The following is a 25,345-nucleotide window of genomic DNA, read 5'->3' as shown; positions in this document are numbered from 1 at the left end:
GCGCACCGGTGCGGAGCGCCGGTCCGGGTCCGGGCGGAGACCGGGGAACGGGGGGAAGGGCGGGTAGGGGAGCAGCCCCGCAGGGTCAGACCCCCGCCGCGCGCACCGCGGAGACCGCCTTGCGGGCCGCGACCAGGACCGGGTCCCATACGGGAGAGAACGGCGGGGCGTAGCCCAGGTCCAGGGATGCGACCTGCTCCACCGTCATGCCGGCCGTCAAGGCCACCGCCGCGATGTCCACCCGCTTCGCGGACCCCGCCCCGCCGACGATCTGGACGCCCAACAGCCGCCCCGTGCGCCGCTCGGCCAGCATCTTCACGGTCATCTCCGCCGCCCCCGGGTAGTAGCCCGCGGTGTTCGTCGAGCGGATCGTCGCCGTCACGAAGCGCAGCCCCACGGCCAGGGCGTCCTTCTCGCGCAGCCCGGTACGGGCGATCTCCAGGTCGCACACCTTGCTGACGGCCGTACCCACCACCCCGGGGAACGTCGCGTAGCCGCCGCCCACCCCCGAGCCGATGACCTGGCCGTGCTTGTTCGCGTGGGTGCCCAGCGGAATGTGCCGGGTCCGGCCCGCGACCAGGTCGAGGACCTCCACGCAGTCGCCGCCCGCCCACACGTTCGCCTGTCCGCGCACCCGCATCGACAGGTCGGTCAGCAGGCCGCCGGAGTCGCCGAGCGGGAGGCCGGCCGCGCGGGCCAGCTCGGTGCGCGGCTCGACGCCGATGCCCAGCACCACCACGTCCGCCGGGTACTCGGTGCCGTCCGCGGTGGCCACCGCCCGGACCCGGCCCTCGGATCCGCCGAGGATCTTGGTGACCTCGGCCCCGGCGACCGTACGGATGCCCATGGCGTTCATCGCGCTGTGCACCAGGCCGCCCATGTCCGGGTCGAGGGTGGCCATCGGCTGCTCGCCGCGGTGCAGAACCGTCACCTCGTAGCCCCGGCCCACCAGCGCCTCGGCCATCTCCACGCCGATGTAGCCGGCGCCGACGACGACCGCCCGCCGCGCGGGCGCGTCCGCCGGCGGGGCGGGGGACTCCAGCGTGTCGAGGGTGTCCAGCAGGGCCTGGCCGTCGGCGAGGGTCTGCACCCCGTGCACCCCGGCCGTGTCGATCCCGGGCAGCGGCGGCCGCACCGGGCGGGCGCCGGTGGCCAGCACCAGCCGGTCGAAGCCCGTCCACTCCTCGGCGCCGGACTCCAGATCCCGGGACCGGACCCGCTGCCCGGCCAGGTCCAGCTCCACCACCTCGGTCCGCATCCGCAGATCGATGTCCCGGGCCCGGTGCTCCTCGGGGGTGCGGGCGATCAGCTCGTCCCGGGCCGGCACGGCGCCGCCGATCCAGTACGGGATCCCGCAGGCCGAGTACGAGGTGAAGTGCGAGCGCTCGAAGGCGACGATCTCCAGATCGGCCGGGCCCCGCAGCCGCCGGGCCTGTGACGCGGCGGACATGCCCGCCGCGTCGCCTCCGACCACCACCAGTCGTTCCGTCGCCATCGTGCGTCCCGTCCCTCCGTCGACCGTGCTCCCGCGGAGCACACTGCGGAACACGCTACGGGGGCAGGCCGGTTCAGTCCTCCGCGGCGGCCTCGCCGCCGGCCCGCGGCGCCGGCTGCCCCCCGGCCGTGACGGGCGCGACGGGAGCGGCGGGGGCGCCGGACGCGGGGTCCTGCGGGTGCCGCGGCGGCCACGGACCCGCCTGCGGACCCGGCGCCCGTACCGGCTCCGGCGCCCGCACCGGCCTCGCCGGGCGCACCTTCCGGTACGCCCGCAGCAGCGGCCGCCGCACCACCAGCAGCACGACGGCCAGCACCAGGAACGGCAGCACCGCCCCGAACACCAGCGTGATCCACCGCACCACCGCGACGAACGCCGACCAGCCGCCCGCCAGCGCGTCCCCGAACCCCGGATCCGACTCCCCGGCCCCCTCCTCCGCCGGGGCCGGCTCGGAGACCGACAGGGTGATCGTGGCGAGCGAGGTCCGGTCCTTCAGCGATTCCTGCTGCGCCAGCAGTGCCTCCAGTTCCGCCTGACGCCTGCTCAACTCCCCCTCCAGCATGACCACATCGCTGAGGGCGGAAGCCCGCTGCATCATCTCGCGGACCCGGATCACGCTCGCCTGCTGCGACTTGACGCGGCTCTCGACGTCCACCACCTGCTGGGTGACGTCCTGGGCGTCCACCTTGCGGCTCAGCAGCCTGCCGCCGCCCTCCAGCGCGGCCAGCACCCGGTCGAAGCCGTCCGCGGGCACCCGCAGCGTGACCTGCGAGACCATCGCGCCGCCTTCGTCCCGCCGCGTGGACTCGCTGCCCACGTACCCGCCGGCGTCCACCGCCGCGGCCCGCGCCGCGCCGAGCGCCCGCTGGGCGTCCTTCGCCTCGACCGCCAGGGTCGCGGTCCGGATGACATGGCTGCGCACCGCGGGCGGCTTCGCCACGCCACCGGGCTTGGCGGGCGCCGCCGCGGAGCCGTTCGCACCCCGCTCGGTCCCGCGGGCGGCCTCGTCGGCGGCCTGCGGGGCGTCCGCCCGCAGCCCGGCGGACTTCTCGGAGCTGTCGTCGGCGCCCATCCCGCAACCGGTGAGCGCCAGCGCCCCCGCGAGGGACAGCGCCGCGAGCGCTCCTGCGGTGCGCCGGGCCGCCCCGGCGGTGCGGCGGTTGGTGCGGCTGGTGTGCATGGGCTGCCCCCGAGTGTCGGTTCCCGCTGGATCGCGCCGCGCGGTGACGCGGCGCCGTGCGGCACGTCCGTACGCGTGCCGCGCTGCCTGGTGCTGCTTCGACGTGCCGCCCCCCGCCCCGGGTTGCGCCGCATGGTCCCGAACCGGTTCCGAACCCGTCACGTTCCGGCCTCGGTACCGGAAATGAGACGATGCATCCATGCAAGAAGCGGACGTGCGTGCGGAAACCACCGGGCGGACCGGCCCGGGCGGCGAGGGCGGCCCGGCCCGGCGGGTGCTCGTGATCGGCGGCGGCATCGCCGGACTCGCGGCCGCGCACCGGCTGCTCGCGGCCGGCGCCCGGGTGACCGTACTGGAGGCCTCCGGCCGGCTCGGCGGCAAGCTGTACGCGGGAGAGCTCGCGGGCCGGCCCGTCGACCTCGGCGCCGAGTCCATGCTCGCCCGCCGCCCCGAGGCCGTGGCCCTCGCCCGCGAAGTCGGCCTCGGCGACGCCCTCCAGCCGCCCGCCACCGCCACCGCGACGCTCTGGACCCGCGGCGCCCTGCGCCGCATGCCCGCCGGCCACGTCATGGGCGTCCCCGGCGACCTCGCCCCGCTCGCCGCCTCCGGCGTCCTCACCGACGCCGGGCTGCGCCGGACCGCCGAGGACGCCGAACTGCCCGCCACCGAGGTCGGCGAGGACGTCGCCGTCGGCGCGTACGTCGCCGCCCGGCTCGGCCGCGAAGTCGTCGACCGCCTCGTCGAACCCCTCCTCGGCGGGGTCTACGCCGGCGACGCGTACCGCATCTCGATGCGCGCCGCCGTGCCGAAGCTGTTCGAGGCCGTCCGCACCCACCGCAGCCTCGGCGAGAGCGTGCGCGAGATCCAGCGCGCCGCAGCCGCGTCCCCGCAGGCCGCCGGACCCGTCTTCCAGGGCATCGACGGCGGCATCGGGCGCCTCCCGCAGGCCGTCGCCGACGCCTGCCGGGCCGCCGGCGCGGACCTGCGCACCGGGACCGCCGTGAGCGAACTGCTGCGCACGCCCGGCGGCTGGCGCGCGGTGACCGCCTCGGGCGAGGTGCTCGACGCCGACGCCGTGGTGCTCGCGACCCCCGCCGGTCCCGCCGCCGCGCTCCTCGGCTCCCACGCCCCCGCGGCCGCCGCCGAACTGCGCACGGTCGAGTACGCCTCGATGGCCCTGGTGACGATGGCGTTCCGCCGCTCCGAGCTGCCGGCCGCCCTCACCGGGCCGGGCGCGGGCAGCGGCTTCCTGGTGCCGCCCGTCGACGGCCGCACGATCAAGGCCTCCACCTTCTCCAGCAACAAGTGGGGCTGGGTGGACCGGGACGACTCCGAACTGTTCCTGCTGCGCACCTCCGTGGGCCGGCACCGCGACGAGGCGGACCTCTCCCGGCCCGACGCCGAGCTGGTCGGGGCCTCCCTGGCCGACCTCGGCGAGGCCGTGGGCCTGGCCGCCCGGCCGGTCGCCTCGACCGTCACCCGCTGGGACGGCGGACTGCCCCAGTACCCGGTCGGCCACCTCGCCGCCGTGGCCCGGATCCGGTCCGCCGTGAGCGCCCTGCCGGGCCTCGCGGTGTGCGGAGCGCTGTACGACGGAGTGGGCATCCCGGCCGTGATCGGCAGCGCCCGGACGGCCGCCGATGCGATCTTGGGCACCCTGGCGAAGAGCACCGATTCGGACACGGGACAATAGGCACATGACTGCACCCGAGAAGATCCCCAACGCAGGGAAGAAGGCCAAGGACCTCAACGAGGTCATCCGGTACACCCTGTGGTCTGTCTTCAAACTGCGAGACGTGCTGCCCGATGACGGTGCTGTCCGCGCCGGCTTCGCCGACGAGGTGCAGGAGCTGTTCGACCAGCTCGCCGCCAAGGACATCACCGTCCGCGGCGCCTACGACGTCTCCGGCCTGCGTGCCGACGCCGACGTCATGATCTGGTGGCACGCGGAGACCGCGGACGAGCTCCAGACCGCGTACAACCTGTTCCGCCGCACCAAGCTGGGCCGCGCGCTGGAGCCGGTCTGGTCGAACATGGCGCTGCACCGCCCCGCCGAGTTCAACAAGTCGCACATCCCGGCCTTCCTGGCCGACGAGAACGCGCGCGACTACGTCAGCGTGTACCCCTTCGTGCGCAGCTACGACTGGTACCTGCTGCCCGACGAGGACCGCCGCCGGATGCTCGCCGACCACGGCAAGATGGCCCGCGGCTTCCCGGACGTCCGCGCCAACACCGTCGCCTCCTTCTCGCTGGGCGACTACGAGTGGCTGCTGGCCTTCGAGGCCGACGAGCTGTACCGGATCGTGGACCTCATGCGCCACCTGCGCGCCTCCGAGGCCCGCATGCACGTCCGGGAAGAGGTGCCCTTCTTCACCGGGCGCCGCAAGTCCGTCGCCGATCTGGTGGCCGGACTCGCCTGAGACCTCCCCTGGGGGGACGGGCCGGAGGACTGACCTTCTCCGGCGGATCGGGAGGCGCTGCCCCCGAAACGACGCAGCCGGACCCCGCCCGGAAGTTCAGACGCCCGGCGGCAGCACGCCCTCGTTCCGCGAGGGTGCTGCCGCCCGGCGGTCCAGCGACACCGGTGCGGGCTCCGGATGCGGCGCACACGCCACCCGCCACCCCGGGATGCGGCCGGTGAGCAGATATCGCTCCACATGCCGGTCCACACACGGGTTCTGGCCGCCCGCCACCCCGTGGGCGCCCGCCCGCACCTCCGTGACCAGCGCGGAGCCGTGCAGCCGGCGCTGGAGTTCCAGCGCTCCCGCATAGGGGGTCGCGCCGTCGCGCTCGGCCGCGACGACGAGGGTGTGGGGGAGTCCCCCCGGCCCGCTGCGCACGTCCACCGGCCGCTGCCGGTGCCCCTGCGGCCAGTACGCGCACGGCAGGTTGGTCCACGCGTTGCCCCACGTCTCGAACGGCGCCTTCGCCGCGAGCGCGGTGTGGTCGCGGTCCCAGGTGCGGAAGTCCGTGGGCCAGGGCGCGTCGTTGCACAGCACCGCCGTGTAGACGGCCATCGCGTTCTCGTCGCCGGCCGCGGTCCGCGGGTCCGGCGCGGCCTGTTCGGTGAGCGGCCCCGGATCGCCCCGCAGGAACGCGCTGAGCGCGGCCGCCCGTACCGGCCAGAAGTCGTCGTAGTACGCGGTCTTCAGGAAGGCCGCCTGGAGTTCGCCGGTGCCGACCCGGCCGCCCGCGGGCCGCCGGGCCACCGCCGCCCGCACCTTCTCGTAGCTCGCCCGGACCGCTGCGGGCGTGCGGCCCAGCCCGTACGCGGAGTGCCGGCGGGCCGTCCAGGCGAGGAAGTCGTTCCAGCGGCGCTCGAAGGCCCGCGACTGGTCGAGGTTGTTGCGGTACCAGACCTGCCGGGGGGCGGGGTTGACCGCGGAGTCGAACACCATCCGGCGCACCGTCCGCGGGTAGAGGGTCGCGTAGACCGCGCCGAAGTAGGTGCCGTACGAGGCACCCATGAAGGTCAGCTTCCGCTCGCCCAGCGCGGCCCGCAGGACGTACAGGTCCCGGACGTTGTCCAGCGTCGTGTAGTGCCGCAGCGCCGCCCCCGCGTGCCGGGCGCAGCCGCGCGCGTACGCCCGGGCCGCCGCGATCCGCTCCCGCTTGTCGGCGGCGGTGGGGCGTACGGGGGCCGAGGTGGGGGCCTTCGCGAACGCGGCCGGGGCCTGGCAGGACAGCGGCGCGGACCGGCCGACCCCGCGCGGCGCGTAGCCGACCAGGTCGTACGCGGCCGCGATGCGCTTCCACTGCGGGAGCACGCCGAGCGCCGGGAAGTACATGCCGGAGCCGCCCGGACCGCCCGGGTTGTAGACCAGCGCGCCCTGCCGGCCGGCGCGCGGGCCGGTGGCGGCCACCCGGCTGACGGTCAGGGTGATCCGGCGGCCGTCGGGGCGCGCGTAGTCGAGCGGCACCTCCAGCAGCGCGCAGCGCAGGTCCGCGGGGAGGTCCTCGACGACGGGGCAGCGGCCGAAGGCCAGGCCCGCGGCGGCGGCGCGGCGGGCGGCCCGCTCGGCACCGGCCCGCTCGGCGGCCGGCTGCCCGGCGGCGGGCAGCGCGGGCCCGAGCGCGGGCGTGGTCGTGGGCGCGGGCGGGATCGCGCTCGTGGTCGGCTGTGCGAGGGGGGTGCCGGCCGTGCGGGGCGCGGGGGGTGTCCCGGTCGCGGCGGCCCGGGCCGGGGCGGGGCCGCCCAGGGTCAGGGTCAGGACCGCCGTGGCCGCCGCGTACCGTCCGAGAGCCCGCATCCCCGACCGATCCTTCCATCGGAGCATCGGATCATCCGACCGATGCCACTGGGGGGGATCGTTGACGGTGGGTCAGGCGAAGTAAAGGAGCGGGGCCCCGGTGTCGGCGTCAACGCCCCCGTTGTACGAAGCCCTTCCCCCGCCCGCCGGACAGCGCGGCCCGCAGCCCCGGGTCCGGCACCGCCGACAGCCCGCGGACGGCCACCGCGGCCAGCAGGCCCGGATCGTCCTGCCCGGCGTCCGCCGGCGTCCGCGGGTGCGCCCGGTCCATGCCGACCAGCAGCCGCTGCCCGGCGGGCGAGGCCCACGGGGAGTGCGGCCGCGACTCGAAGCGGGATATCGCCAGGCAGGACACGGTGAGCAGCAGCGGCAGCGCGAACCAGCAGGCGACCAGGGTCGGGTCGGTCCCCGGCCCGGACACCAGGGCGAGGGAGACCACCGCGAGCAGCAGGATGAGGCCGGTGGCGGCCCGGACCGCCCGCAGTCCCTCCTCGTACCCGGTACGGGTGGCCTCAGGCACGGCCAGCCCGGCCGCCCAGAGCCGCTCGGCCAGCTCCCGTACGGCCGTGCAGCCGGCCGCCGCGGTGCGTACCGCCGCCACCGGGGACTGGCCGTCCGGGCCGAACACGCCGAGGAGGGAACGTTCCAGCGGATCCCGGCCGACCGGGTCGACCACGGTGGCCCAGCCGGTGTGGGCGAGCAGCAGCCGGCGCTGGCGCTGCATCGACAGCAGCGCCAGCACGGCGACCCGCTGGGGGCCGCCGGCCAGGTACGCGGCCTCGTAGAGGGTCAGGTCTTCGTGCCGGTGCACGGTGGCCCGCGGCGCGGGCTCGGCGGCGGCGCCGGCGGCGGTCAGCAGCCGCCCGCAGGCCAGCAGGGCGCCGGCCCAGGCCACGAGGAGGAACAGGACCCAGAACATCCCGCCGTTCTACCGTCCGGCGGCGCGGCCGGGCGGCCGTGCGGGCAGCTCGTGATGCGCCCGTGATCAGGAACTGCTGCTTCCGCAGCTCGAACCGGACGAACTGCTGCAACTCGATCCGCCGCCACCGCAGCTGGACCCTGACGAGGACGCGCACCCCGATCCGCCGGAGCCGCCGCAGCTCGTCCCGGCCGAGGAACCGCAGCTCCCGCCGGACCCGGAGTCGCTCGTCGCGCACCACACCACCGCGGCCTCGGCGGCGCCGACCGCGAACGCGGCGCTGTCGGAGGTGCTCGGACGGTGGTCCTCCGGGTGGGTCCGCCGGGCGCGCGCCGCGCGGGCCAGCTGGGCGCGGGCGAGCTGGGCGCGCAGCACCGGGTCCGGCAGCCGCAGCAGCCCGAACAGGGCGACCTGGAGCACCGGCTCCCGGGACGCCATGTGCGTGATCCGGTACGAGTTCAGGGCCCGCCGGCCCGCCGAGGTGATCGTGCGCCCGGCGGTGGCGTGCAGCAGCCCGCCGGCGAGCAGGCCGAAGAACGCGACCGGCAGCACCAGCAGCACGGTGGGCAGCCCCGACTCGAACGATGGCCCCGCCGAGGCCGCCTGCACGATCGCCATCACGAACGCCACCGGCAGCAGCAGGAAGCTGAGCACCAGCTGGACCTTGGCCCGGCGCTTCCAGACGTCGCCGGTGCCCGGCCGGGCCAGCAGCCCGCGGTCCGCCAGGTCGTCCCCGATCTCCTGGACCACCGGGTCGGCCATCGCCGAGAGCCGCAGCAGGTCCAGCGAGCCGTGCGGGCCCGCCGCGTGGGCGTGCAGCACCACCCGCTGCACGGGGTCCTCGGCCCGGGCGCCCGGGCGCACGTGCACGATGCCCGGCCCCCCGATCATCATCCGGCCGTCGTAACAGAGCGCGATGATCGCGCAGTCCACGACCAGGCGCGGCCCGCCGGTCAGGAACGCGGCCTCGGAGAGGTCCCCGACCGGGGAGACGGCCCCGGTGATCCGCCGGGACCGGGCGAGCCCGACCGCGAGAGCGAGGGTGGAGCCGACCACGGCCACCCAGACGAGCACGACGAGGTACGTCACGGTGTCCACCTCCCGACGAGGCTACGGGCCCGGCGGCGCATCCTGCGGATGCGGCCGGGCGGCTTGGGTCCGGTGCGGTCCTGCCACCAGTGGGTGAGCTCCAGGCGGCCCGCGGGCTCGTGGGGCAGCCCGTTGACCAGGAGGTATTCGGCGAAGTCCAGGGCGTCACGGCGGTAGCCGGCGGCCATCGGCCGGGTCCGGGCATAGCCGAGGAAGGCGTCCCGGTAGCCGCTGCCGAGGATCACCGGCAGCTCCGGGGCGACCTTGCCGATCACGTCGGCACGCTTGGCGGCCAGCGCGCGGGCCTGCACCCGGACCCGCCCGAGGTCGAAGCCCTCGGGCACCGGCGTCCCGGCGACCAGCGCCGACAACAGCGCGGCCTGCGCCACCCCGACCCGCTCCCGGCACCCCGCGTCCATCGCGAGGGCCTCCACGGCGGCCTCGGGTACGGGCACGGGTCCGGGCGCGGAGGCGGTCTCGGGTACCGCCCCGCGCACGGGCACGGTCTCGGAATCGGCTCCGAGCCCGGAGGCAGCCGCGGGCACCGGCACCGCCACGGGCACCCGAACCGGCGCGGCACCGCTCGGCGAAGCGCCCTCGCGGGCCGGCGCGGCCGCCGCCGCGCCGCGGGCCAGGGCGCCGCGGATCGCGGTGAGTTCGGCCGCCAGCTCCGCCTCCGGCGGAAACGCGTCGTCCCGCTCCAGCAGCACTCCCGGCGGGTCCAGCCGCTCCCGCAGCGCGGCCAGCAGGTCGAGCACCGCCGGCGGCACCGGGTGCGCGTGCGTGTCGTGCCACACCCCGTCCCGCTCGACACCGCCCGCGACGTGCACGTACGCCAGCGCGTCCGGCGGCAGCGCGTCCAGGACGGCCAGGGGGTCCTCGCCCCGGTTCACCCGGTTCGTGTGCAGGTTCGCGACGTCGATCAGCAGCCGTACGCCGGTGCGCTCCACCAGCTCGGCCAGGAACCGGCCCTCCGTCAGCTCCTCACCGGGCCACGGCAGCAGCGCCGCGATGTTCTCCAGAGCCAGCGGCACCGGCAGGGCGTCCTGGGCGATCCGCACGTTCTCGCAGAGCACGTCCAGCGCGTCCCGGGTGCGCGGCACCGGCAGCAGGTGCCCGGCCTCCAGCCGCGGGGAGGCGGTCAGCTCCCCGCCCGCCCGGACGAACGCGATGTGCTCGGTGACCAGCGGCGCCCCCAGCGCCACCGCCCGCTCGGCGAGGTCCGCGAGCTTGGCCGGGTCGGGCCGGTCCGCACCGCCGAGGCCCAGCGAGACGCCGTGCGGGACGACGACCGTGCCGCGCCGGCGCAGCCGTACGAGGGACTCCGGCAGGTGGCCGGGGCAGAGGTTCTCGGCCACCACCTCGACCCAGTCCAGGTCCGGCAGCCGTTCGACCGCCTCGGCGATCTCCGGCCGCCAGCCGATTCCCGCCCCCAGGCGGGCCATGGGCTTCATCCTTCGTACCTCCCCCGATTCCGTGTGCCGGTGTCATGACCCCGCCGGCACCCGGTGAATCTAGGGGAGGGGACGTTCAGAGCAACATTTGAGGTTCCAGCCGGGCCCGCAGCGCCGGGTGATCGGCCACCACCGTGCAGGAACCGGGTGCGATCTCGGTGAACCCGGCGTCGCGCACCACCGGCAGCCCGCTCCCCAACAGCGCCGCCCACCGCTCCTTGGGGGCCGTCCGCACGGCCAGCGCGAACCCGGACTCCCGCCAGCGCTCCCGCTCGTCCCCGGTCAGCTCCCACCAGGCGAGCTGCGCCCCGTGGCCGGCCTGGGCCATGGCCTTGCCGGCGGACATGTCCAGGTCGGGATTGAGCCACAGCACCGGCAGACCGGCGGCGGCCGGCCCAGCCGGTTCGGGGTCGTCGAGATCGGTCCCGGAGACCTGGAGCTTGGCCAGCTCCTTGGGCCAGCCGTCCAGCGGCACCGGCGGGAACACCCGTACCTCCGCCCGGTCGCCGGACACGGTGATCCCGGGCAGCGCGGCGGCCTTGCGCCACTCCGCGCCCCGGGCCCGCCGCACCACCTTGCGGATCCGGGCGTCCTGCCAGTCGCGCACCACCCCGGCCCACTCGCCCTCGCCGTGCGAGCGCTCGTCGTCGAGCAGCACGAGCACCGCCCGGGCCGCCGTCTCCAGCGCGTCGGTGCGGGCCGGCGGCTCGGCCTTCTCGATCCGCGCCACCAGCGGCAGTACGTACTGCGGGGCCTCGTCCCGGAAGCTTGCTCTCATGTCCTGGCTGTTGCTGCTGCTCATCCGGTCAAGGATGCCAGTCCCTGTAGCAGGCCTGTGACACGCCCGGAGGTTGTCCCGCGGTCCGCCCGCGCGCGAGGATCACCGCATGAAGAGCGACCTCTTTTCGTCCGAGAACCTGGCCCAGCAGGCCACCGCACCCGGTATGACCCTGCAGAACGCCAAATCCGTCAAGTACGCCGTCAACGGCGAGATGCTGGCCCGACAGGGCTCGATGATCGCCTACCGCGGCAACCTGCAGTTCGAGCGCAAGGGCCAGGGCATCGGCGGCATGCTCAAGCGCGCCGTCACCGGCGAGGGGCTCGCCCTGATGGCGGTCCGCGGCCAGGGCGAGGCGTGGTTCGCGCACGAGGCCGCCAACTGCTTCATCGTCGACATCGAGCCGGGCGACGCGCTCAGCATCAACGGGCGCAACGTGCTGTGCTTCGACGCGACGCTGTCCTACGAGATAAAGACCGTCAAGGGCGCCGGCATGGTCGGCGGCGGGCTCTTCAACAGCGTCTTCACCGGCCACGGCAAGCTCGCCGTCATGTGCGAGGGCAACCCGATCATCATCCCCGTCACCCCGCAGATGCCGGTGTACGTGGACACCGACGCGGTGGTCGGCTGGAGCGCCCAGCTCAGCACCGGCCTGCACCGGTCCCAGTCCGTCGGCTCGATGATCCGGGGCGGATCCGGCGAGGCCGTCCAGCTGATGCTCCAGGGCGAGGGCTTCGTCATCGTCCGGCCCAGCGAGGTCACCGAGCGGCCCGCCGCGAACTGAGACCGGGCTCGCCCGGCGGGCCCGACCGGCCGGTGGACGGAGGGCGGCCCGAGCGGTGACCGACGGGCGGCCCGCCCGGGGTCCGGAGGGCCCGCCCCACCCGGCTACCTCCCGATCAGGTCGGACACCTTCACGAAGCGGTAGCCCCGCTTGCGCAGCTCCGGCACGATCCGGCGGATCGCCTGCTCGGTGGCCGGGGCGGCGCTGCGCGTGCAGTGCATCACCACGACCGAGCCCGGCCGCACCCCGTCGACGACCTGCTGCGCCACCGCCCCGGAGTCCTTCGCGAAGGCGTCGCCGCTGACCACGTCCCACTGCACGGCGGTGACCTTGGCCGTGGACAGGGCGCGCAGCGCGTCGTCGTCGTAGCAGCCGCCCGGGAAGCGGAAGTAGGGGACGATGTTGCGGGCCCCGGCCGTCCGGAACGCCTCGAAGGCCCGGTCCACGTCCGCGCGGGCGGCGGCGCCGTCCAGGGCGGGCAGCCCGTAGCAGGGGCTCTTGAAGGCGTAGTGGCTGTACGAGTGGTTGGCGATCTCGAAGTTCGGGTCCGTGCCGATGGACTTGGCCTGGTCCGGGTACTCCTCGGCCCACCGGCCGGTCATGAACACGGTCGAGGGCACCTTCAGGGCGCGCAGCGCCGCGATCAGCTGCGGGTTGTCGAAGCGCTCGCCGCCGGCGGCGCGCGGCCCCTGGTCGGCGGTCATGTCGGCGTCGAAGGTGAGGGCGACCGTCTTGTCCGAGGTGTTCAGGGCGCGTTCGAAGACCGGCGTGAGCCCGGCCGGCCCGGGGGCCAGCGTGGGCGCCTTGCCGGGGGCGGCCGGGGGCGCGGCCGGTGCGGCGGCGCGCGGCGGTGCCGAGGGCCGGGCGCCGGCCGGAGCGGAAGCCGCCGGACCCGAGGCGGCCTGACCCGGGGCCGCCGGTCCCGAGGCGGCCGGGCGGGCGGGCGCGGTGCGGGTCTCCGAGGGACCGGTGCCGCCCGCGCATCCGGCGAGGGCGGCACCGAGAGCAGCCGCGGCAGCCACTTTTCGTACGGAAATGGTCACGGGCGAAACATATATGACTATGTGCTGAGCGGATGTCCGTGTCACCGCTGCCGCCCGGTCACCCCGCGAAGCTCACCCCGTCGGCGGGTGCGGCCGCGGTCAGCGCCAGGGGCCGGTCACCGCGAACGTGGTCCCCGGCGTGTAGCAGTTGACGTACATCACGGCCCCGTCGGGCGAGAAGGTCACGCCCGCGAACTCGCCCCATTCCGGCTCCGCCGCCGTGCCGATGTTCTGCGCGTTGCGGGCCACCGGGTACACCTCGCCGCCCCGGGACACGCCGAAGACGTGCTGCGCGCCGTTGCCGTCCTCGCACACCATCAGGCCGCCGCCGGGCGCCAGGCAGATGTTGTCGGGCGACTCGCCGGGCAGCTGCACGTCCGTGGCCGGGCCGAACACCACGGACAACGTGAGCCGGGCGTGCTTCGGCTCGTACTTCCACACCTGGCCGAAGTGGTCCGCGGCCGACCCGTCGCTGCTGCGCGCGAAGCTGGAGACGAAGTACACCGCTCCACCGCCCCAGTAGCAGCCCTCCAGCTTCTGGGCGTGCGTGATCCCGCCCCGCCCGAAGTCCTGGAGCCGGATCGGGGTGTGCACCGCCATCGGGTCCGGCACCGGCACCCACTCCACGCGGAAGCGCGCCCCGGGCTCCCGTACCGCCGACAGGTCCGGCACGTCGGGCACCCGCATGGCCTCCAGCGCGCCGCCCGCGCGCAGCGAGCCGGTGCCGCCGCAGGGCCGGTCGGGCAGGAAGCGGTAGAAGAGCCCGAACGGCTCGACGAAGGCGTCCTCGGTCTCGTACACGATGCCGCTGCGCGGGTCGACGGCCACGGCCTCGTGGGCGAACCGGCCCAGCGCGGTCAGGGGTACGGCGCCGGTGCGGTGCGGGTCGGCCGGGTCCACCTCGAACACGAACCCGTGGTCGCGGGTGTAGTCGCCGGTGCCGGCCAGGTCCTCGGTCTCCTCGCAGGTCAGCCAGGTCCGCCAGGGGGTGGGGCCGCCCGCGCAGTTCACGGCCGTACCGGCCACGCCCACCCGTTCCCCGGTCACCCGGCCCTGCGGGTCGAGCTCCAGCACGGTGCAGCCGCCGCGGGCGCCCGGGTCGTACGTCAGTCCCGCGACGGCGGGCACGCGCAGCGCGGCGCTCGCGCGGTTCTCGTGGTTGCGGACCAGGCGGACCCGGCCGCGGCCGCCGGGGAAGGCGGCCATGCCGTCGCAGTTCTGCGGGACCGGGCCCTCGCCCGAGCGCATGGGGTCTCCGGAGCGCGAGAGCACCCGGTAGCGGAAGCCCGCGGGCAGGTCGAGGAGTCCGGCGGGGTCCGGCACGAGGGGCCCGTACCCGCCCGGGGCCAGGCCCTGGGGCGCGGCGCTCGCGGTGCCGGCGAAGAGGTCGCCGAGTGCGCCGGCGAAGGCCACGGAGGCGATCGCCCCGGTACCGGCCAGCATCTGACGGCGTGTTGCGGACATGAGGCAACTCCCTGTTGGGGGACAGGAGATGTGACCCGCATGTGGTATCACGCGGTATCGCGGGCCGGAACCATGCGGGCCACACCGCCTCATGTGTCGTACGGGCGCCGCGCGGGCGCCCGTACGGGCACGGCGATCAGACGAGCTTGGCGCTCAGGGTGATCGTCGTACCGGTCAGGGCCTGGCTGACCGGGCAGCCCAGCTTCGCTTCCTCGGCGGCCTTGACGAAGTCGGCCTCGCCCATCCCGGAGACCTCGCCCTCGACGGTCAGGTGGATGCCGGTGATGCCCTTGCCCGGCACGAAGGTGACGTCGGCGCGGGTGTTCAGGCGGGTGGGGGCGTGGCCCGCCTTGGCGAGGCCGTTGGAGAAGGCCATGTTGTAGCAGCTGGAGTGGGCGGCGGCGATGAGCTCCTCCGGGCTGGTGCGGCCGTTCGCCTCCTCGTCGGTGCGGGCCGGCCAGGAGACGGCGTACGTACCGAGGCCCGAGGAGTCGAGGGTCACCTCGCCCTTGCCCTCGAACAGATCGCCTTCCCAGACGGCGTGTGCGTGACGCGTGGCGGCCATGATGGTTCCCTTCAGGCAGGTCGGCCGGACCGGTTCTGGTCCGACCGGCCCAACCTACTGTGCCACCAGGCCCTTTGCGTCACGGGCGAGCGCGGTGAGGCGCGAGATCGCACGGAAGTACTTCTTCCGGTAGCCGCCGTTCAGCATCTCGTCGCTGAACAGCCGGTCGAAGGGCACCCCGGAGGTGAGCACGGGTATCTCGCGGTCGTACAACCGGTCCGCGAGGACCACCAGGCGCAGCGCCGTGGACTGGTCCGGCACCGGCTGCACCTCGGTGAGACACACCGCGGATATGTCCTCGGTGAGCGCGCCGTAGCGGCTCGGGTGCACCCGGGCGAGGTGGTCGAGCAGCGCCGGGAAGTCGTCGAGCGTGGCGCCGTCGGTGGCGTACGCGGCCTTGGTGACCTGCTCCTCGGAGTACGGCGCCGGAGCCTCCGGCAGGCCGCGGTGCCGGTAGTCCTGGCCGTCGATGCGCAGCGGCCGGAAGTGCGCCGACAGGCCCTGGATCTCGCGCAGGAAGTCGACGGCGGCGAACCGGCCCTCGCCCAGCTTGCCGGGCAGCGTGTTGGAGGTGGCGGCCAGCGCCACGCCCGACTCGACCAGCTTGCGCAGCAGGCTGGAGACGAGCACGGTGTCGCCCGGGTCGTCGAGTTCGAACTCGTCGATGCACAGCAGCCGGTGTCCGCCGAGGGTCTGCACGGTCTGCTGGAAGCCGAGCGCGCCCACCAGGTTCGTCAGCTCGACGAACGTGCCGAACGCCTTGTACTCGGGCGCGGCCGGGGTGGCGTGCCACAGAGAGGCGAGCAGGTGGGTCTTGCCGACGCCGTAGCCGCCGTCGAGGTAGACCCCGCGCGGCCCGGCGGGGGCGCTGCTCTTGGGGGTCCTGGAGAACCAGCGGCGCTTGCCGCTGCCACTGGCGTGCGCCCCGCCGAGCCCGGCCGCGAACTCGCTCAGCACGGTGACGGCCTGCGTCTGGCTGGGCTGGCCCGGGTCCGGGTTGTACGTGTCGAAGCGCACGGCGTCGAAACGCGGTGGCGGCACCATCTCGGCGACCAGCCGTTCGGCGGGTACGCGCGGCTCGCGGGCGCACAGTGACTGCGGACCCGCCTCGGCTATCGGTCCGTGGCCGGGGGCAGGGGCTCCCGGGGACGCGGTGAGAGATGTTGACACAGCTCTTAACTCTACGGGGCGTGCCACACTGCACCGCATGCGACGCCTGTTCCCTGTGACCGATCAGACACCCGACGAGGCCGACCGGGAGTGGTCCCTGGACGAGCTGGCGGAGGCCTACGCCTACCCGGACCCGGCGCCGGGGGAGCAGCCGTGGGAGCACTGGCTGCGCGGGAACATGGTCTCCTCCCTCGACGGGGCCGCCCAGCACGACGGGCGCTCGCAGCCCATCTCCAGCGACACCGACATGCGGATCTTCGGCACCCTGCGGGCGCTGGCCGACGTGGTCGTCGTCGGTGCGGAAACGGTTCGGCTGGAGGGCTACCGCCCGGCCCGGGCCCGCGAGGCCTTCGCCGCCCGCCGGGCCGCCGCCGGCCAGGGCCCGGCGCCCGCCATCGCCGTGGTCAGCGCGAGCCTGGACCTGGACTTCTCGCTGCCGCTGTTCACCGCCCCGCTGGTGCCGACCCTCGTGCTCACCGGCGCCGCCGCCCCCGCCGACCGGGTCGCGCGGGCGCGGGCCGCGGGCGCCGAGGTGCTGTTCGCCGGGGACGGGGCCGGGGTGGACCCGGCGCGCGCCGTGGCGGCGCTCGCGGACCGGGGGCTGCGGCGCCAGCTGACCGAGGGCGGTCCGCGGCTGCTGGGCCAGTTCATCGCGGCGGGCGTGCTGGACGAGCTGTGCCTGACCGTGTCGCCGACGCTCACGGCGGGTGACGCCCAGCGGATCGCCGGCGGGCCCGCCCTGGCCGTCCCGGCGCGGCTGGGACTCGCCGCGCTGCTGGAGGAGGCCGGGTTCCTTTTCACCCGCTACCGTCGGATCTGACACGCTGCGGAATTTGTCGTTCCGCTTTTCTCCCGCTGGGCACACTTACCTGCACAGGCCCCGTGCGCCAGCGGGGCAGGATGGTTTCCGCAGGGTCGCCACGGCCCATGAAGGAGAGGGCGTCCGTGTTCACGAGCGTATTGATGATCGAGAAGCCTCTGACATCCGTAGACGTGGACTTCGTCACGACCCTGCACGGAGACGACCCGGTCTCCTTCGTCGTGCTGCTGCAGCCCAGGGGCGATCAGGACCGGCTGCTGCGCGCCATCGACGACGTCGCGCTCGGTGAGCTTCCCGAGGCGGTCCACGAGGGCGAGGAGCCGGCCGGGCTCGACGCCCGCGGCCCCGCCGAGCTGGCCCTGGAGCACTCCCTCCAGGCACTTCGGGTCAAGAAGCACCCGGCCGTCGGGCAGATCGTCGAGGACCATCCGCTCGACAAACTCAAGGCCGTGGTGGAGGAGACCGGGGCCGACGAGGTGATCGTCCTGACCGCCCCGCACTTCGTCGAGGAGTTCTTCCACCGCGACTGGGCATCCCGGGCCCGCCACAAGGTCGGCGTTCCGGTGCTCAAGCTCTTCGCCCACAACGAATAGGCTGCGGGGGGAGGCGTCCCGTTCCGGGGCGCCGCCCGCACGACGCCTTCGGACACAGCCCTCGGGAGACACACGTATGACACTCGGCCTGCCGACCGCCATGGACCGGCCCCACTTCATCGGCATCGGCGGCGCCGGAATGTCCGGAATCGCAAAGATCCTCGCCCAGCGGGGAGCGAAGGTGGCCGGCAGCGACTCCCGTGAGTCCGCCACCGCCGAGGCGCTGCGCGCCCTCGGCGCCACGGTCCACATCGGGCACGACGCCGGCCACCTCGCGGACGACGCCAGCTGCGTCGTCGTCTCCAGCGCCATCCGCGCCGACAACCCCGAACTCACCCGTGCGGCCGAACTCGGGATTCCGGTCGTGCACCGGTCCGACGCACTGGCCGCCGTGATGGGCGGCACCCGCCCGATCGCGGTCGCCGGCACCCACGGCAAGACCACGACCACCTCGATGCTGGCCGTGTCCCTCTCGGCCCTCGGCCTGGACCCCTCGTACGCCATCGGCGGCGACCTCGACGCCCCCGGCTCGAACGCGCAGCACGGCGCCGGCGAGATCTTCGTCGCCGAGGCGGACGAGAGCGACCGCAGCTTCCACACGTATGCGCCCGAGGTCGCCATCGTCCTCAACGCGGAGCTGGACCACCACGCCAACTACGCCTCGATGGACGAGATCTACGAGTCCTTCGAGATCTTCGTCGGCAAGGTCGTGCCCGGCGGCACCCTGGTGGTCTCCGCGGACCAGGCCGGCGCCGTCGAGCTGACCCGCCGTATCCGGGCCGCCGGCTCGCCCGTGACGATCGTCACGTACGGCGAGAGTGAGAGCGCCGACGTCCGCGTCACCAAGGTCACCCCGCGCGGCCTGACCAGCGAGGTCACCGTGGTCATGGACGGCCGCCCGCTGACCTTCACGGTCTCCGTGCCCGGCCGCCACTACGCCCACAACGCGGTCGCCGCCCTCGTCGCGGGCGTGGCCCTGGGCATCCCGGTCCACAACCTGGCCTCCGCCCTCGGCAAGTACACCGGCGTCAAGCGCCGCCTCCAGCTCAAGGGCGAGGCCGCCGGCGTGCAGGTCATCGACTCGTACGCGCACCACCCCACCGAGATGACCGCCGACCTGGAGGCCATCCGAGGCGCCGCCGGCGACTCCCGGATCCTCGTCGTCTTCCAGCCCCACCTCTTCTCCCGCACCCAGGAACTCGGCACCGAGATGGGCCAGGCCCTGGCCCTCGCCGACGGCTCCGTGGTCCTGGACATCTACCCGGCCCGCGAGGACCCGGTCCCCGGCGTCACCAGCGAGATCATCATCGGCGCGGCCCGCGCCGCCGGCGCCGACGTCACCGCCGAACACGACAAGGGCGCCGTCCCGGACGTCATTGCGGGAATGGCGAAGCCCGGCGACCTCGTTCTGACCATGGGCGCGGGCGACGTGACGGACCTGGGCCCGGCCATCCTGGCCCGTCTGGCGAACTGAGGGAGCGGACGTCATGCCGTACGAGATCGAGAAGCCCGACGAGCAGTGGCAGGCGGAACTCACCCCTTCGGAGTACCAGGTCCTGCGCCTGGCCGGCACCGAGCCCGCCTTCCGCGGTGAGTACACCGACACCAAGACGGCCGGCGTGTACGCCTGCCGCGCCTGCGGGGCCGAGCTGTTCCGCTCGGACACCAAGTTCGACTCGCACTGCGGCTGGCCGTCGTTCTACGACCCGAAGGACAGTGAAGCGGTCGAGCTGATCGCGGACACCTCCCACGGCATGGTCCGCACGGAGGTCCGCTGCGCGAAGTGCGGCTCCCACCTGGGCCACGTCTTCGAGGGCGAGGGCTACGGCACCCCCACCGACCAGCGCTACTGCATCAACAGCATCTCCCTGCGCCTGAGCCCCGACGAGGCCTGAGCGCGTCCGCACGCCGGAGGTGGGAGGGCCCGGACCGCAACGGCGGTCCGGGCCCTCTGCCTGCAGCTACCGCGGCACGTCCCAGATGCGGACGGTGCCGTCTTCCGCGGCGGCGGCCAGCAGACCCGCGTGCCGGTCGAAGGCGAGCGCCACCAGCTCGGCGCGGTGGCCGGTGAGGGGGCGGCCGAGCCCGGCTCCCGTGCGGGCGTCGTAGACCTGGATGCCTTCGGGGCCGTCGCCCGCCGCGAACCGGCCGTCGTGGCTGAGGGCCACGGCCGGCGGTCCGTAACAACTGCCGTCCCACATGGTGCGCCGGCCCGTACGGACGTCCCACGCCGAAGAGCGGCAGGTCTCGTCCAGAGCCACCTCGACCAGGACGGTCCGGTCACCGCTCAGGAGCAGTTGCTCCAAGCATCCCGCGGAGCCCGCCGACCGCGGGAACTCCCGGACGGCCCGCCGTGCGGTCAGGTCCCACAGCACGGGCGGTCTGTCGCACGTGGAGACGAGGACCAGCGGGTGCCCGCCGCCGCGCCAGTGGAGTACCCCGTCCGCGGAGCCGGAAGCCAGTTCGGAGATCGCCCGGACGTACGTGCTCCCGGGCTGGATGTCGGTGGCCTCCACCGAGCCGTCGGCTGAGAACCGCTCCCGCAGGGCCCGCGGGACCGGCCTGCGGAAGAGCTCGACCGCCAGGTCGATCCGGCGGATCCGCACCCGCGGCGCTCCCGTGATCCGCCGGCCCGTATACGCGTTCCACTGCTGTACCGCCCCGCCCCGGGCCGTCAGCAGCCTCCCGCCCTCGAACCACAGGCTGTCCGGCGGCCCGCCCGCGGCGAGCGTCGCCCGGGAGGAGTCCGGCGGGTACGCGGTGGCCGGCGGCACGAGCAGGGCCGGGACCGCTGCCATCGCACCGGCGGCGAGCAACGCCCGGCGCAGCCGCCGGCGCCGGCCCGCCGTCGTGGGAGGCACCGCCGGCTGTCGGCCGCCGGACACGAGCGCCTCCTGGAGCCGTACGTGCCGGAAGCGGTACAGGCCGCCGGACTGCCGCAGGACGCCCCGGCGGTGCGCGTCGGCGAGGAAGTCCATGAGCCGCCAGGGCAGGTGTCCGCGGACCGCACCGATCAGGCGGAGCAGGGCGAACCGGGTCCAGGCCCGGGTCAGCAGGGTGAGCAGCGCCGTCACCAGGCCGGGCAGTACACCGCACACGGCGATCAGCAGCGGCGCGTCGGCCAGCCCGCCGCCCGCGCCGACCAGGGAGGCACCGGTACGGAACTGCGCCGCCAGCAGCTCGGCCGGTCCTGGTTCGTGGGACCACCCGTTGAACGCCGCCCCCACGGCGGTCGCCGCCGCCCCGCAGACCATCAGGGTCGGGAAGGCCAGCAGAGCGACCACCGCGCCCGCCGCCAGCGCCCCGGCCATCGCCGAGTTGCGGTCCTCGCGCAACGAGCCGAGCGGGTCCGAGCGGGCCGCCCGCCCGGGCGGCGCGTCCAGGCACTCGTGCACCGCGAGCGCGCAGGAGACGGCCGCCGTGACGGCCAGGGCCACGCTCTGCACGGAGACCATCAGGCCGGCCGCGTTCTGGTCCCACCCCTGGGAGACGAGCACCAGGGCCAGGCTGGCGGTCACCGCGACGGACGGTACGACCGTGAAGGCGAGCCCCGTACGGAAGCCGCGGCGCAGCCGGTCCGGGGCGCCCCGCAGGACGAACGCAGGGCGCCCCGGGGGCCGGTCCGCGGCCGCGAACCACACGATCATCGCGAGCAGGGCGACGAACCCGCCGAGCACGGCGCCCTGGCCACCCTTGAAGTCGTAGTCGGTGAGCCGGGCGGTCAGCACCCCGGTGAACACCCACAGCAGCGCGCCGAGCCCCAGCCCCACCCCGGGCGCGGCCCACGCGGAGAACAGCCGCCGCGGCATCAGCCACCAGGCGAGGTCCTGCTCCCGGTGGCGGTGCAGGTACAGGGCGAGGAACGTGAGCCGGGTGCGGGCCGTCGCCGCCTCGGCCGGCGGGCGGTCCGCGTACGCCGCGTCCACGAAGCGTTCGACGAGGTGGTCCTCCACGGCGTGCCGGCTGGCGAACCGGGCCCGGTCGGCGAGTTCGGCCGGCCGGCCGCCGGAGCGCTCGTACAGGCTGCGGGCGACCGACACCATCAGCGGGGTCGACAGGGCCAGCGCCACCGGGCCGCCCGGCGCGGTCCGCAGCTCACCGTACACCTCGCTCCAGTCCACGCCCTCGGGCCACTGCGCGTCCGACAGGTAGGCGACCGCGTCCTCGGCGGCCACCGGGGCGATCTCCACGACGGGCGCCCGGCGCAGGGCCGTCGAGCCGCCCTCGATGACGTCCTCGTACTCGGCGCTGCGGCAGGTCACGACCACCGGCCGGTCCCTGCCCAGCGCGTGGTTGAGCGCCCGGACCGCGCCGCGGCGGGCCGCCTCGGGGATCTCGTCGAGCCCGTCGAGCACCGGCAGGAGCAGCTGGTGGGACAGCAGGATCCGCGGGATCTCGGGACGGCCGGCGTAGTAGGCGTCGGCCAGCGTGCGGACCAGCCAGTCGTCGAGGGCCTCCACGACCGGGTCCCAGGAGGACACCGGCACCAGGACGGGCACGGGGCGGTCCGGGCCGGTGCCCCGGTCCGGTTCGCCGAGCAGGCCCAGGGTGAGCAGCATCGCGAGCACGCTCTTGCCGGCGCCCGGCTCCCCGAGCACCACCAGGCGGCCGCCCTCGATCTGCCGGTACCCGGCGGCGAGCCGGGCGGTGGCCTCCTCGAAGCGCCCGTCGAGCCGGCCGTCGAGCCGCACCCGCAGGACCCGCGCGGTGGCGGGGGCGGGACGGGCGCCGGGCACCCGCCGGTCCGGGGAGGCCCCGACGGGCGAGCCCGCGGCCGACGTGCCCGCGCCCGCGGTCTCCCCGCCCGGGAGTCCGCCGGCCGGCACCGCCTCTCCGCCGGGTCCGCCGGGAACGCCCGCCGGATCGGCGACCTCGCGCCGGGTCGCGGACCAGGCGAGCGGGAGGACCCGGGGGTCGCGCAGCCGACGCGCCCCGGCCTCCTCCAGCCACTGGCCGCGTACGGTCCGGGCGAGGTCCTCGGCGAGGGCGGCCGGGTCGGGCGCGGGCTGCTCCGCCCCGCGCAGGAAGTCGGCGACGGCGAGGGCGAGTCCGGCGAGCCCCACGAACAGGCCCAGCACGCTGGCCAGGGAGTCGCCGGTGCCGAGGTCCAGGGCCGGGAAGACGAGGCCGAGCAGCAGCCCGGTCAGCCCGAACGCGAGGAGCAGGACGCTGCGGATCCGCCGTCGCCAACGACGGCCCCCCGCCCGTGACATGGCAGCCATACGATCGATGGTGACACACTGTCACGGCTGCTGACCCTGGGTGCGGGGGATGTCCCCCGTGCAGGTGACGGGGGTGAGGGGGCGAGACCCGCGCAGGGGACGGGGGTGACGGGCGGGGCGCGGACGTACTCCCGGCGTCCGGCGTTCGCCTGGCGTACCGCGGTGCGTCACGGGGCAGTCTCCGGGCGGTACCTCGCACGCGCTCTTCTGAGTCCGCCCCTCGCCTTCCCCTCACCCGCAGAGGTCTCATCCCCATGGCTGAACTCGACCGCCGCCGTTTCCTCCAGCTGGCCGGCGGTGGCGCCGCCGCGCTCACGATGCTGTCCGACAGCATCGCGCGCGCCGCCGCCATCCCCGCCCAGGGCGCGACCGGGACCCTCCAGGACGTCGAGCACGTCGTCGTCCTGATGCAGGAGAACCGTTCCTTCGACCACTACTTCGGCGCGCTGAAGGGCGTCCGCGGCTTCGGCGACCCCCGGCCGGTGACCCAGCCGAACGGCAAGTCCGTCTGGCACCAGTCGAACGGCAGCAAGGACGTTCTGCCCTTCCGCCCGCCGGCCGACAACCTCGGCATGCAGTTCCTCCAGGACCTCAACCACGACTGGGCGGGCGGCCAGAAGGCCTTCAACAAGGGCAAGTACGACCAGTGGGTGCCTGCCAAGACCGCCACCACCATGGCGTACCTGACCCGCGAGGACATCCCGTTCCACTACGCGCTCGCCGACGCGTTCACCATCTGCGACGCGTACCACTGCTCGTTCATCGGCTCCACCGACCCCAACCGCTACTACATGTGGACCGGGTACACGGGCAACGACGGCACCGGCGGCGGACCCGTGCTCAACAACGCCGAGGCGGGCTACGGCTGGACCACCTACCCGGAGCGCCTGGAGGCGGCCGGGGTCTCCTGGAAGATCTACCAGGACATCGGCGACGGCTTGAACGCCGCCGGTTCGTGGGGCTGGATCAACGACGCCCACCGCGGCAACTACGGCGACAACTCCCTGCTGTACTTCAACACCTACCGCAACGCCCAGCCCGGCAGCCCCCTGTACGAGAAGGCCCGCACGGGCACCAACGCCAAGGCGGGCGAAGGCCTGTTCGACAAGCTGCGCGCCGACGTGCAGGGCGGCCGGCTCCCGTCGGTCTCCTGGATCGCCGCCCCCGAGGCCTTCACCGAGCACCCCAACTGGCCGGCGAACTACGGCGCCTGGTACATCGCGCAGGTGCTCGACGCGCTGACGTCGAACCCCGACGTGTGGGCCCGTACCGCCCTGTTTATCACGTACGACGAGAACGACGGCTTCTTCGACCACGTCGTCCCGCCGTTCGTGCCCTCGGGCACCGCCCAGGGCCTGTCGACGGTCGCCACCACCCTCGACTACTTCCCCGGCAAGACCGGCTACGTCGCCGGCCCGTACGGCCTCGGCCAGCGGGTGCCCATGCTGGTCGTCTCACCCTGGAGCAAGGGCGGCTACACCTGCTCCGAGACCTTCGACCACACCTCGATCATCCGCTTCATGGAGCAGCGCTTCGGCGTGCAGGAGCCCCACATCACCCCGTGGCGCCGGGCCGTGTGCGGCGACCTGACCTCCGCCTTCGACTTCAGCCGTACGGACACCGCGCCCGCCGCGCTGCCGCCGACCGCCGGGTACTACCCGCCGGACAAGGCCCGCCACCCCGACTACGTGCCGCCCGTCCCGGCCACCGGCACCATGCCGCGCCAGGAAGCCGGCGCCAAGCCGACCCGGCCGCTCAAGTACGCGCCCTACGTGGACGGTTCGGCGAACATCTCCACCGGCAAGTACCAGCTGACCTTCAGCGGCGGCGTAGCGGCCGGAGCCCAGTTCCTCGTCACCGCCCCGAACCGCACCGACGGCCCCTGGACCTACACCACGGAAGCCGGCAAGACCCTCTCCGACTCCTGGAACAGCTCCTACTCCAAGACCGTCACCGACCTCACGGTGCACGGACCCAACGGCTTCCTGCGCCGCTTCCGCAACGCCGCCAAGACCGCCGGACCCGAGGCCACCGCCCGCCACAACGCGGTCACCGGCACCCTCGACCTGACCTTCACCAACGCCGGCAGCGCCGACGCCCACCTCACCGTCACCAACGCCTACGGCGGCGCCCCGCAGACCTTCACGGTCCGCACCGGGACCACGGTCACCCACGCCATGGACCTGCGCACCACCCGCAACTGGTACGACGTCACCGTCGTCTCCGCCGAGAACAGCACCTTCCTGCGCCGGCTCGCCGGCAAGGTCGAGACGGGCGCCGCGGGCCTCAGCGACCCCGGCATCCTGACCGTCTGACCGTCTGACCGTCTGACCGGTTGCCCCGTCGCCCGGCCCGTCGCCTGACGGGGTGTTGCCGGTCGGCCCGCACCACCGCCGCACCGCCCCCGCGCCGCCCCGCACCGGCAGCCCGCGGGGGCGGTGCGCGCGTACGGGGTGCCGGCGGCGGGTGTGAGCGCGGGACGGCTGGGCAGACCATACGGCGTCAGTTTTCGCGCCCAC

The 25,345-nt window shown here is 74.7% G+C and carries 20 protein-coding genes; 8 read left to right on the top strand and 12 right to left on the bottom strand.

From position 1 onward, the window contains the following. Positions 1-85: 85 nt before the first annotated feature. A complete protein-coding gene (locus tag OG764_RS09870) occupies positions 86-1,495 on the bottom strand; it encodes an FAD-dependent oxidoreductase (protein WP_328968040.1) in 1,410 nt (469 codons plus the stop codon). A gap of 73 nt (positions 1,496-1,568) precedes the next feature. Continuing rightward, complete coding sequence (locus OG764_RS09865) at positions 1,569-2,675, bottom strand: DUF4349 domain-containing protein (protein WP_328968039.1); 1,107 nt, start codon at positions 2,673-2,675, stop codon at positions 1,569-1,571. Positions 2,676-2,874: 199 nt separating this feature from the next. Between OG764_RS09865 and hemG the strand changes: the two genes are divergently transcribed. Beyond that, on the top strand, positions 2,875-4,368 hold the full coding sequence (hemG, locus tag OG764_RS09860; RefSeq protein WP_443055879.1) for a protoporphyrinogen oxidase: 1,494 nt from the start codon (positions 2,875-2,877) through the stop codon (positions 4,366-4,368). A gap of 4 nt (positions 4,369-4,372) precedes the next feature. After that, a complete protein-coding gene (hemQ, locus tag OG764_RS09855; protein WP_328968037.1) occupies positions 4,373-5,095 on the top strand; it encodes a hydrogen peroxide-dependent heme synthase in 723 nt (240 codons plus the stop codon). A gap of 96 nt (positions 5,096-5,191) precedes the next feature. Here hemQ and OG764_RS09850 read toward each other — a convergent pair whose 3' ends face one another. The 5 genes from OG764_RS09850 to OG764_RS09830 all read right to left on the bottom strand — a co-directional run bounded on the left by OG764_RS09850 (position 5,192) and on the right by OG764_RS09830 (position 11,189). Beyond that, positions 5,192-6,925: an alpha/beta hydrolase gene (locus OG764_RS09850; protein ID WP_328968036.1), complete on the bottom strand. Its 1,734-nt coding sequence runs from the start codon at positions 6,923-6,925 to the stop codon at positions 5,192-5,194. Between the two features lie 109 nt (positions 6,926-7,034). Then, positions 7,035-7,844 carry a TIGR04222 domain-containing membrane protein gene (locus OG764_RS09845; RefSeq protein WP_328968035.1) on the bottom strand — a complete coding sequence of 270 codons (810 nt, stop codon included), beginning with the start codon at positions 7,842-7,844 and terminating at the stop codon, positions 7,035-7,037. Between the two features lie 66 nt (positions 7,845-7,910). After that, on the bottom strand, positions 7,911-8,942 hold the full coding sequence (locus tag OG764_RS09840) for a TIGR04222 domain-containing membrane protein (RefSeq protein WP_328968034.1): 1,032 nt from the start codon (positions 8,940-8,942) through the stop codon (positions 7,911-7,913). Beyond that, complete coding sequence (locus OG764_RS09835; RefSeq protein ID WP_328968033.1) at positions 8,930-10,387, bottom strand: DUF692 domain-containing protein; 1,458 nt, start codon at positions 10,385-10,387, stop codon at positions 8,930-8,932. Before OG764_RS09835 ends, OG764_RS09840 begins: the two co-directional genes overlap by 13 nt. A gap of 76 nt (positions 10,388-10,463) precedes the next feature. Continuing rightward, entirely contained in the window at positions 10,464-11,189 is a 726-nt protein-coding gene (locus OG764_RS09830; protein WP_328968032.1) for an aminoacyl-tRNA hydrolase, read from the bottom strand. Positions 11,190-11,274: 85 nt separating this feature from the next. On the opposite strand from OG764_RS09830, the gene OG764_RS09825 reads away from it, so the two are divergent. Next, on the top strand, positions 11,275-11,949 hold the full coding sequence (locus OG764_RS09825; protein ID WP_328968031.1) for an AIM24 family protein: 675 nt from the start codon (positions 11,275-11,277) through the stop codon (positions 11,947-11,949). A gap of 104 nt (positions 11,950-12,053) precedes the next feature. On the opposite strand, the gene OG764_RS09820 is transcribed toward OG764_RS09825, so the two are convergent. From OG764_RS09820 to zapE, 4 genes are all read right to left on the bottom strand, one after another. Continuing rightward, positions 12,054-12,992, bottom strand: a complete 939-nt coding sequence (locus OG764_RS09820) for a polysaccharide deacetylase family protein (protein ID WP_328968030.1) — start codon at positions 12,990-12,992, stop codon at positions 12,054-12,056. Between the two features lie 99 nt (positions 12,993-13,091). Next, entirely contained in the window at positions 13,092-14,456 is a 1,365-nt protein-coding gene (locus OG764_RS09815) for an alkaline phosphatase PhoX (RefSeq protein WP_328968029.1), read from the bottom strand. Between the two features lie 136 nt (positions 14,457-14,592). Beyond that, positions 14,593-15,021 (bottom strand): OsmC family protein, encoded by a 429-nt coding sequence (locus tag OG764_RS09810; protein WP_328968028.1) that lies wholly within the window; start codon positions 15,019-15,021, stop codon positions 14,593-14,595. Between the two features lie 54 nt (positions 15,022-15,075). Beyond that, positions 15,076-16,191, bottom strand: coding sequence for a cell division protein ZapE (gene zapE, locus OG764_RS09805; protein WP_328968027.1), 1,116 nt, complete (start codon positions 16,189-16,191; stop codon positions 15,076-15,078). A gap of 37 nt (positions 16,192-16,228) precedes the next feature. Between zapE and OG764_RS09800 the strand changes: the two genes are divergently transcribed. The 4 genes from OG764_RS09800 (at position 16,229) to msrB (ending at position 19,499) form a co-directional block, all read left to right on the top strand. Then, a complete protein-coding gene (locus tag OG764_RS09800; RefSeq protein WP_328968026.1) occupies positions 16,229-17,011 on the top strand; it encodes a pyrimidine reductase family protein in 783 nt (260 codons plus the stop codon). 125 nt (positions 17,012-17,136) lie between these two features. Continuing rightward, positions 17,137-17,604, top strand: a complete 468-nt coding sequence (locus OG764_RS09795) for an indole-3-glycerol phosphate synthase (protein WP_328968025.1) — start codon at positions 17,137-17,139, stop codon at positions 17,602-17,604. Positions 17,605-17,680: 76 nt separating this feature from the next. Beyond that, positions 17,681-19,078, top strand: a complete 1,398-nt coding sequence (murC, locus tag OG764_RS09790; RefSeq protein ID WP_328968024.1) for a UDP-N-acetylmuramate--L-alanine ligase — start codon at positions 17,681-17,683, stop codon at positions 19,076-19,078. A gap of 13 nt (positions 19,079-19,091) precedes the next feature. After that, the gene (gene msrB / locus OG764_RS09785) at positions 19,092-19,499 is read left to right on the top strand and encodes a peptide-methionine (R)-S-oxide reductase MsrB (RefSeq protein ID WP_328968023.1); all 408 of its coding nucleotides are present in this window, start codon (positions 19,092-19,094) and stop codon (positions 19,497-19,499) included. Positions 19,500-19,565: 66 nt separating this feature from the next. Here msrB and OG764_RS09780 read toward each other — a convergent pair whose 3' ends face one another. Then, entirely contained in the window at positions 19,566-22,826 is a 3,261-nt protein-coding gene (locus OG764_RS09780; protein ID WP_328968022.1) for a hypothetical protein, read from the bottom strand. Positions 22,827-23,080: 254 nt separating this feature from the next. On the opposite strand from OG764_RS09780, the gene OG764_RS09775 reads away from it, so the two are divergent. Then, a complete protein-coding gene (locus tag OG764_RS09775) occupies positions 23,081-25,141 on the top strand; it encodes a phosphocholine-specific phospholipase C (RefSeq protein ID WP_328968021.1) in 2,061 nt (686 codons plus the stop codon). Positions 25,142-25,345 lie beyond the last annotated feature (204 nt).

It is taken from the genome of Streptomyces sp. NBC_00239 (assembly GCF_036194065.1).
Taxonomy (GTDB): Bacteria; Actinomycetota; Actinomycetes; order Streptomycetales; family Streptomycetaceae; genus Streptomyces.
Note: the sequence above shows the minus strand (reverse complement) of the source record. Positions and strands in the feature narration are given on the sequence as shown.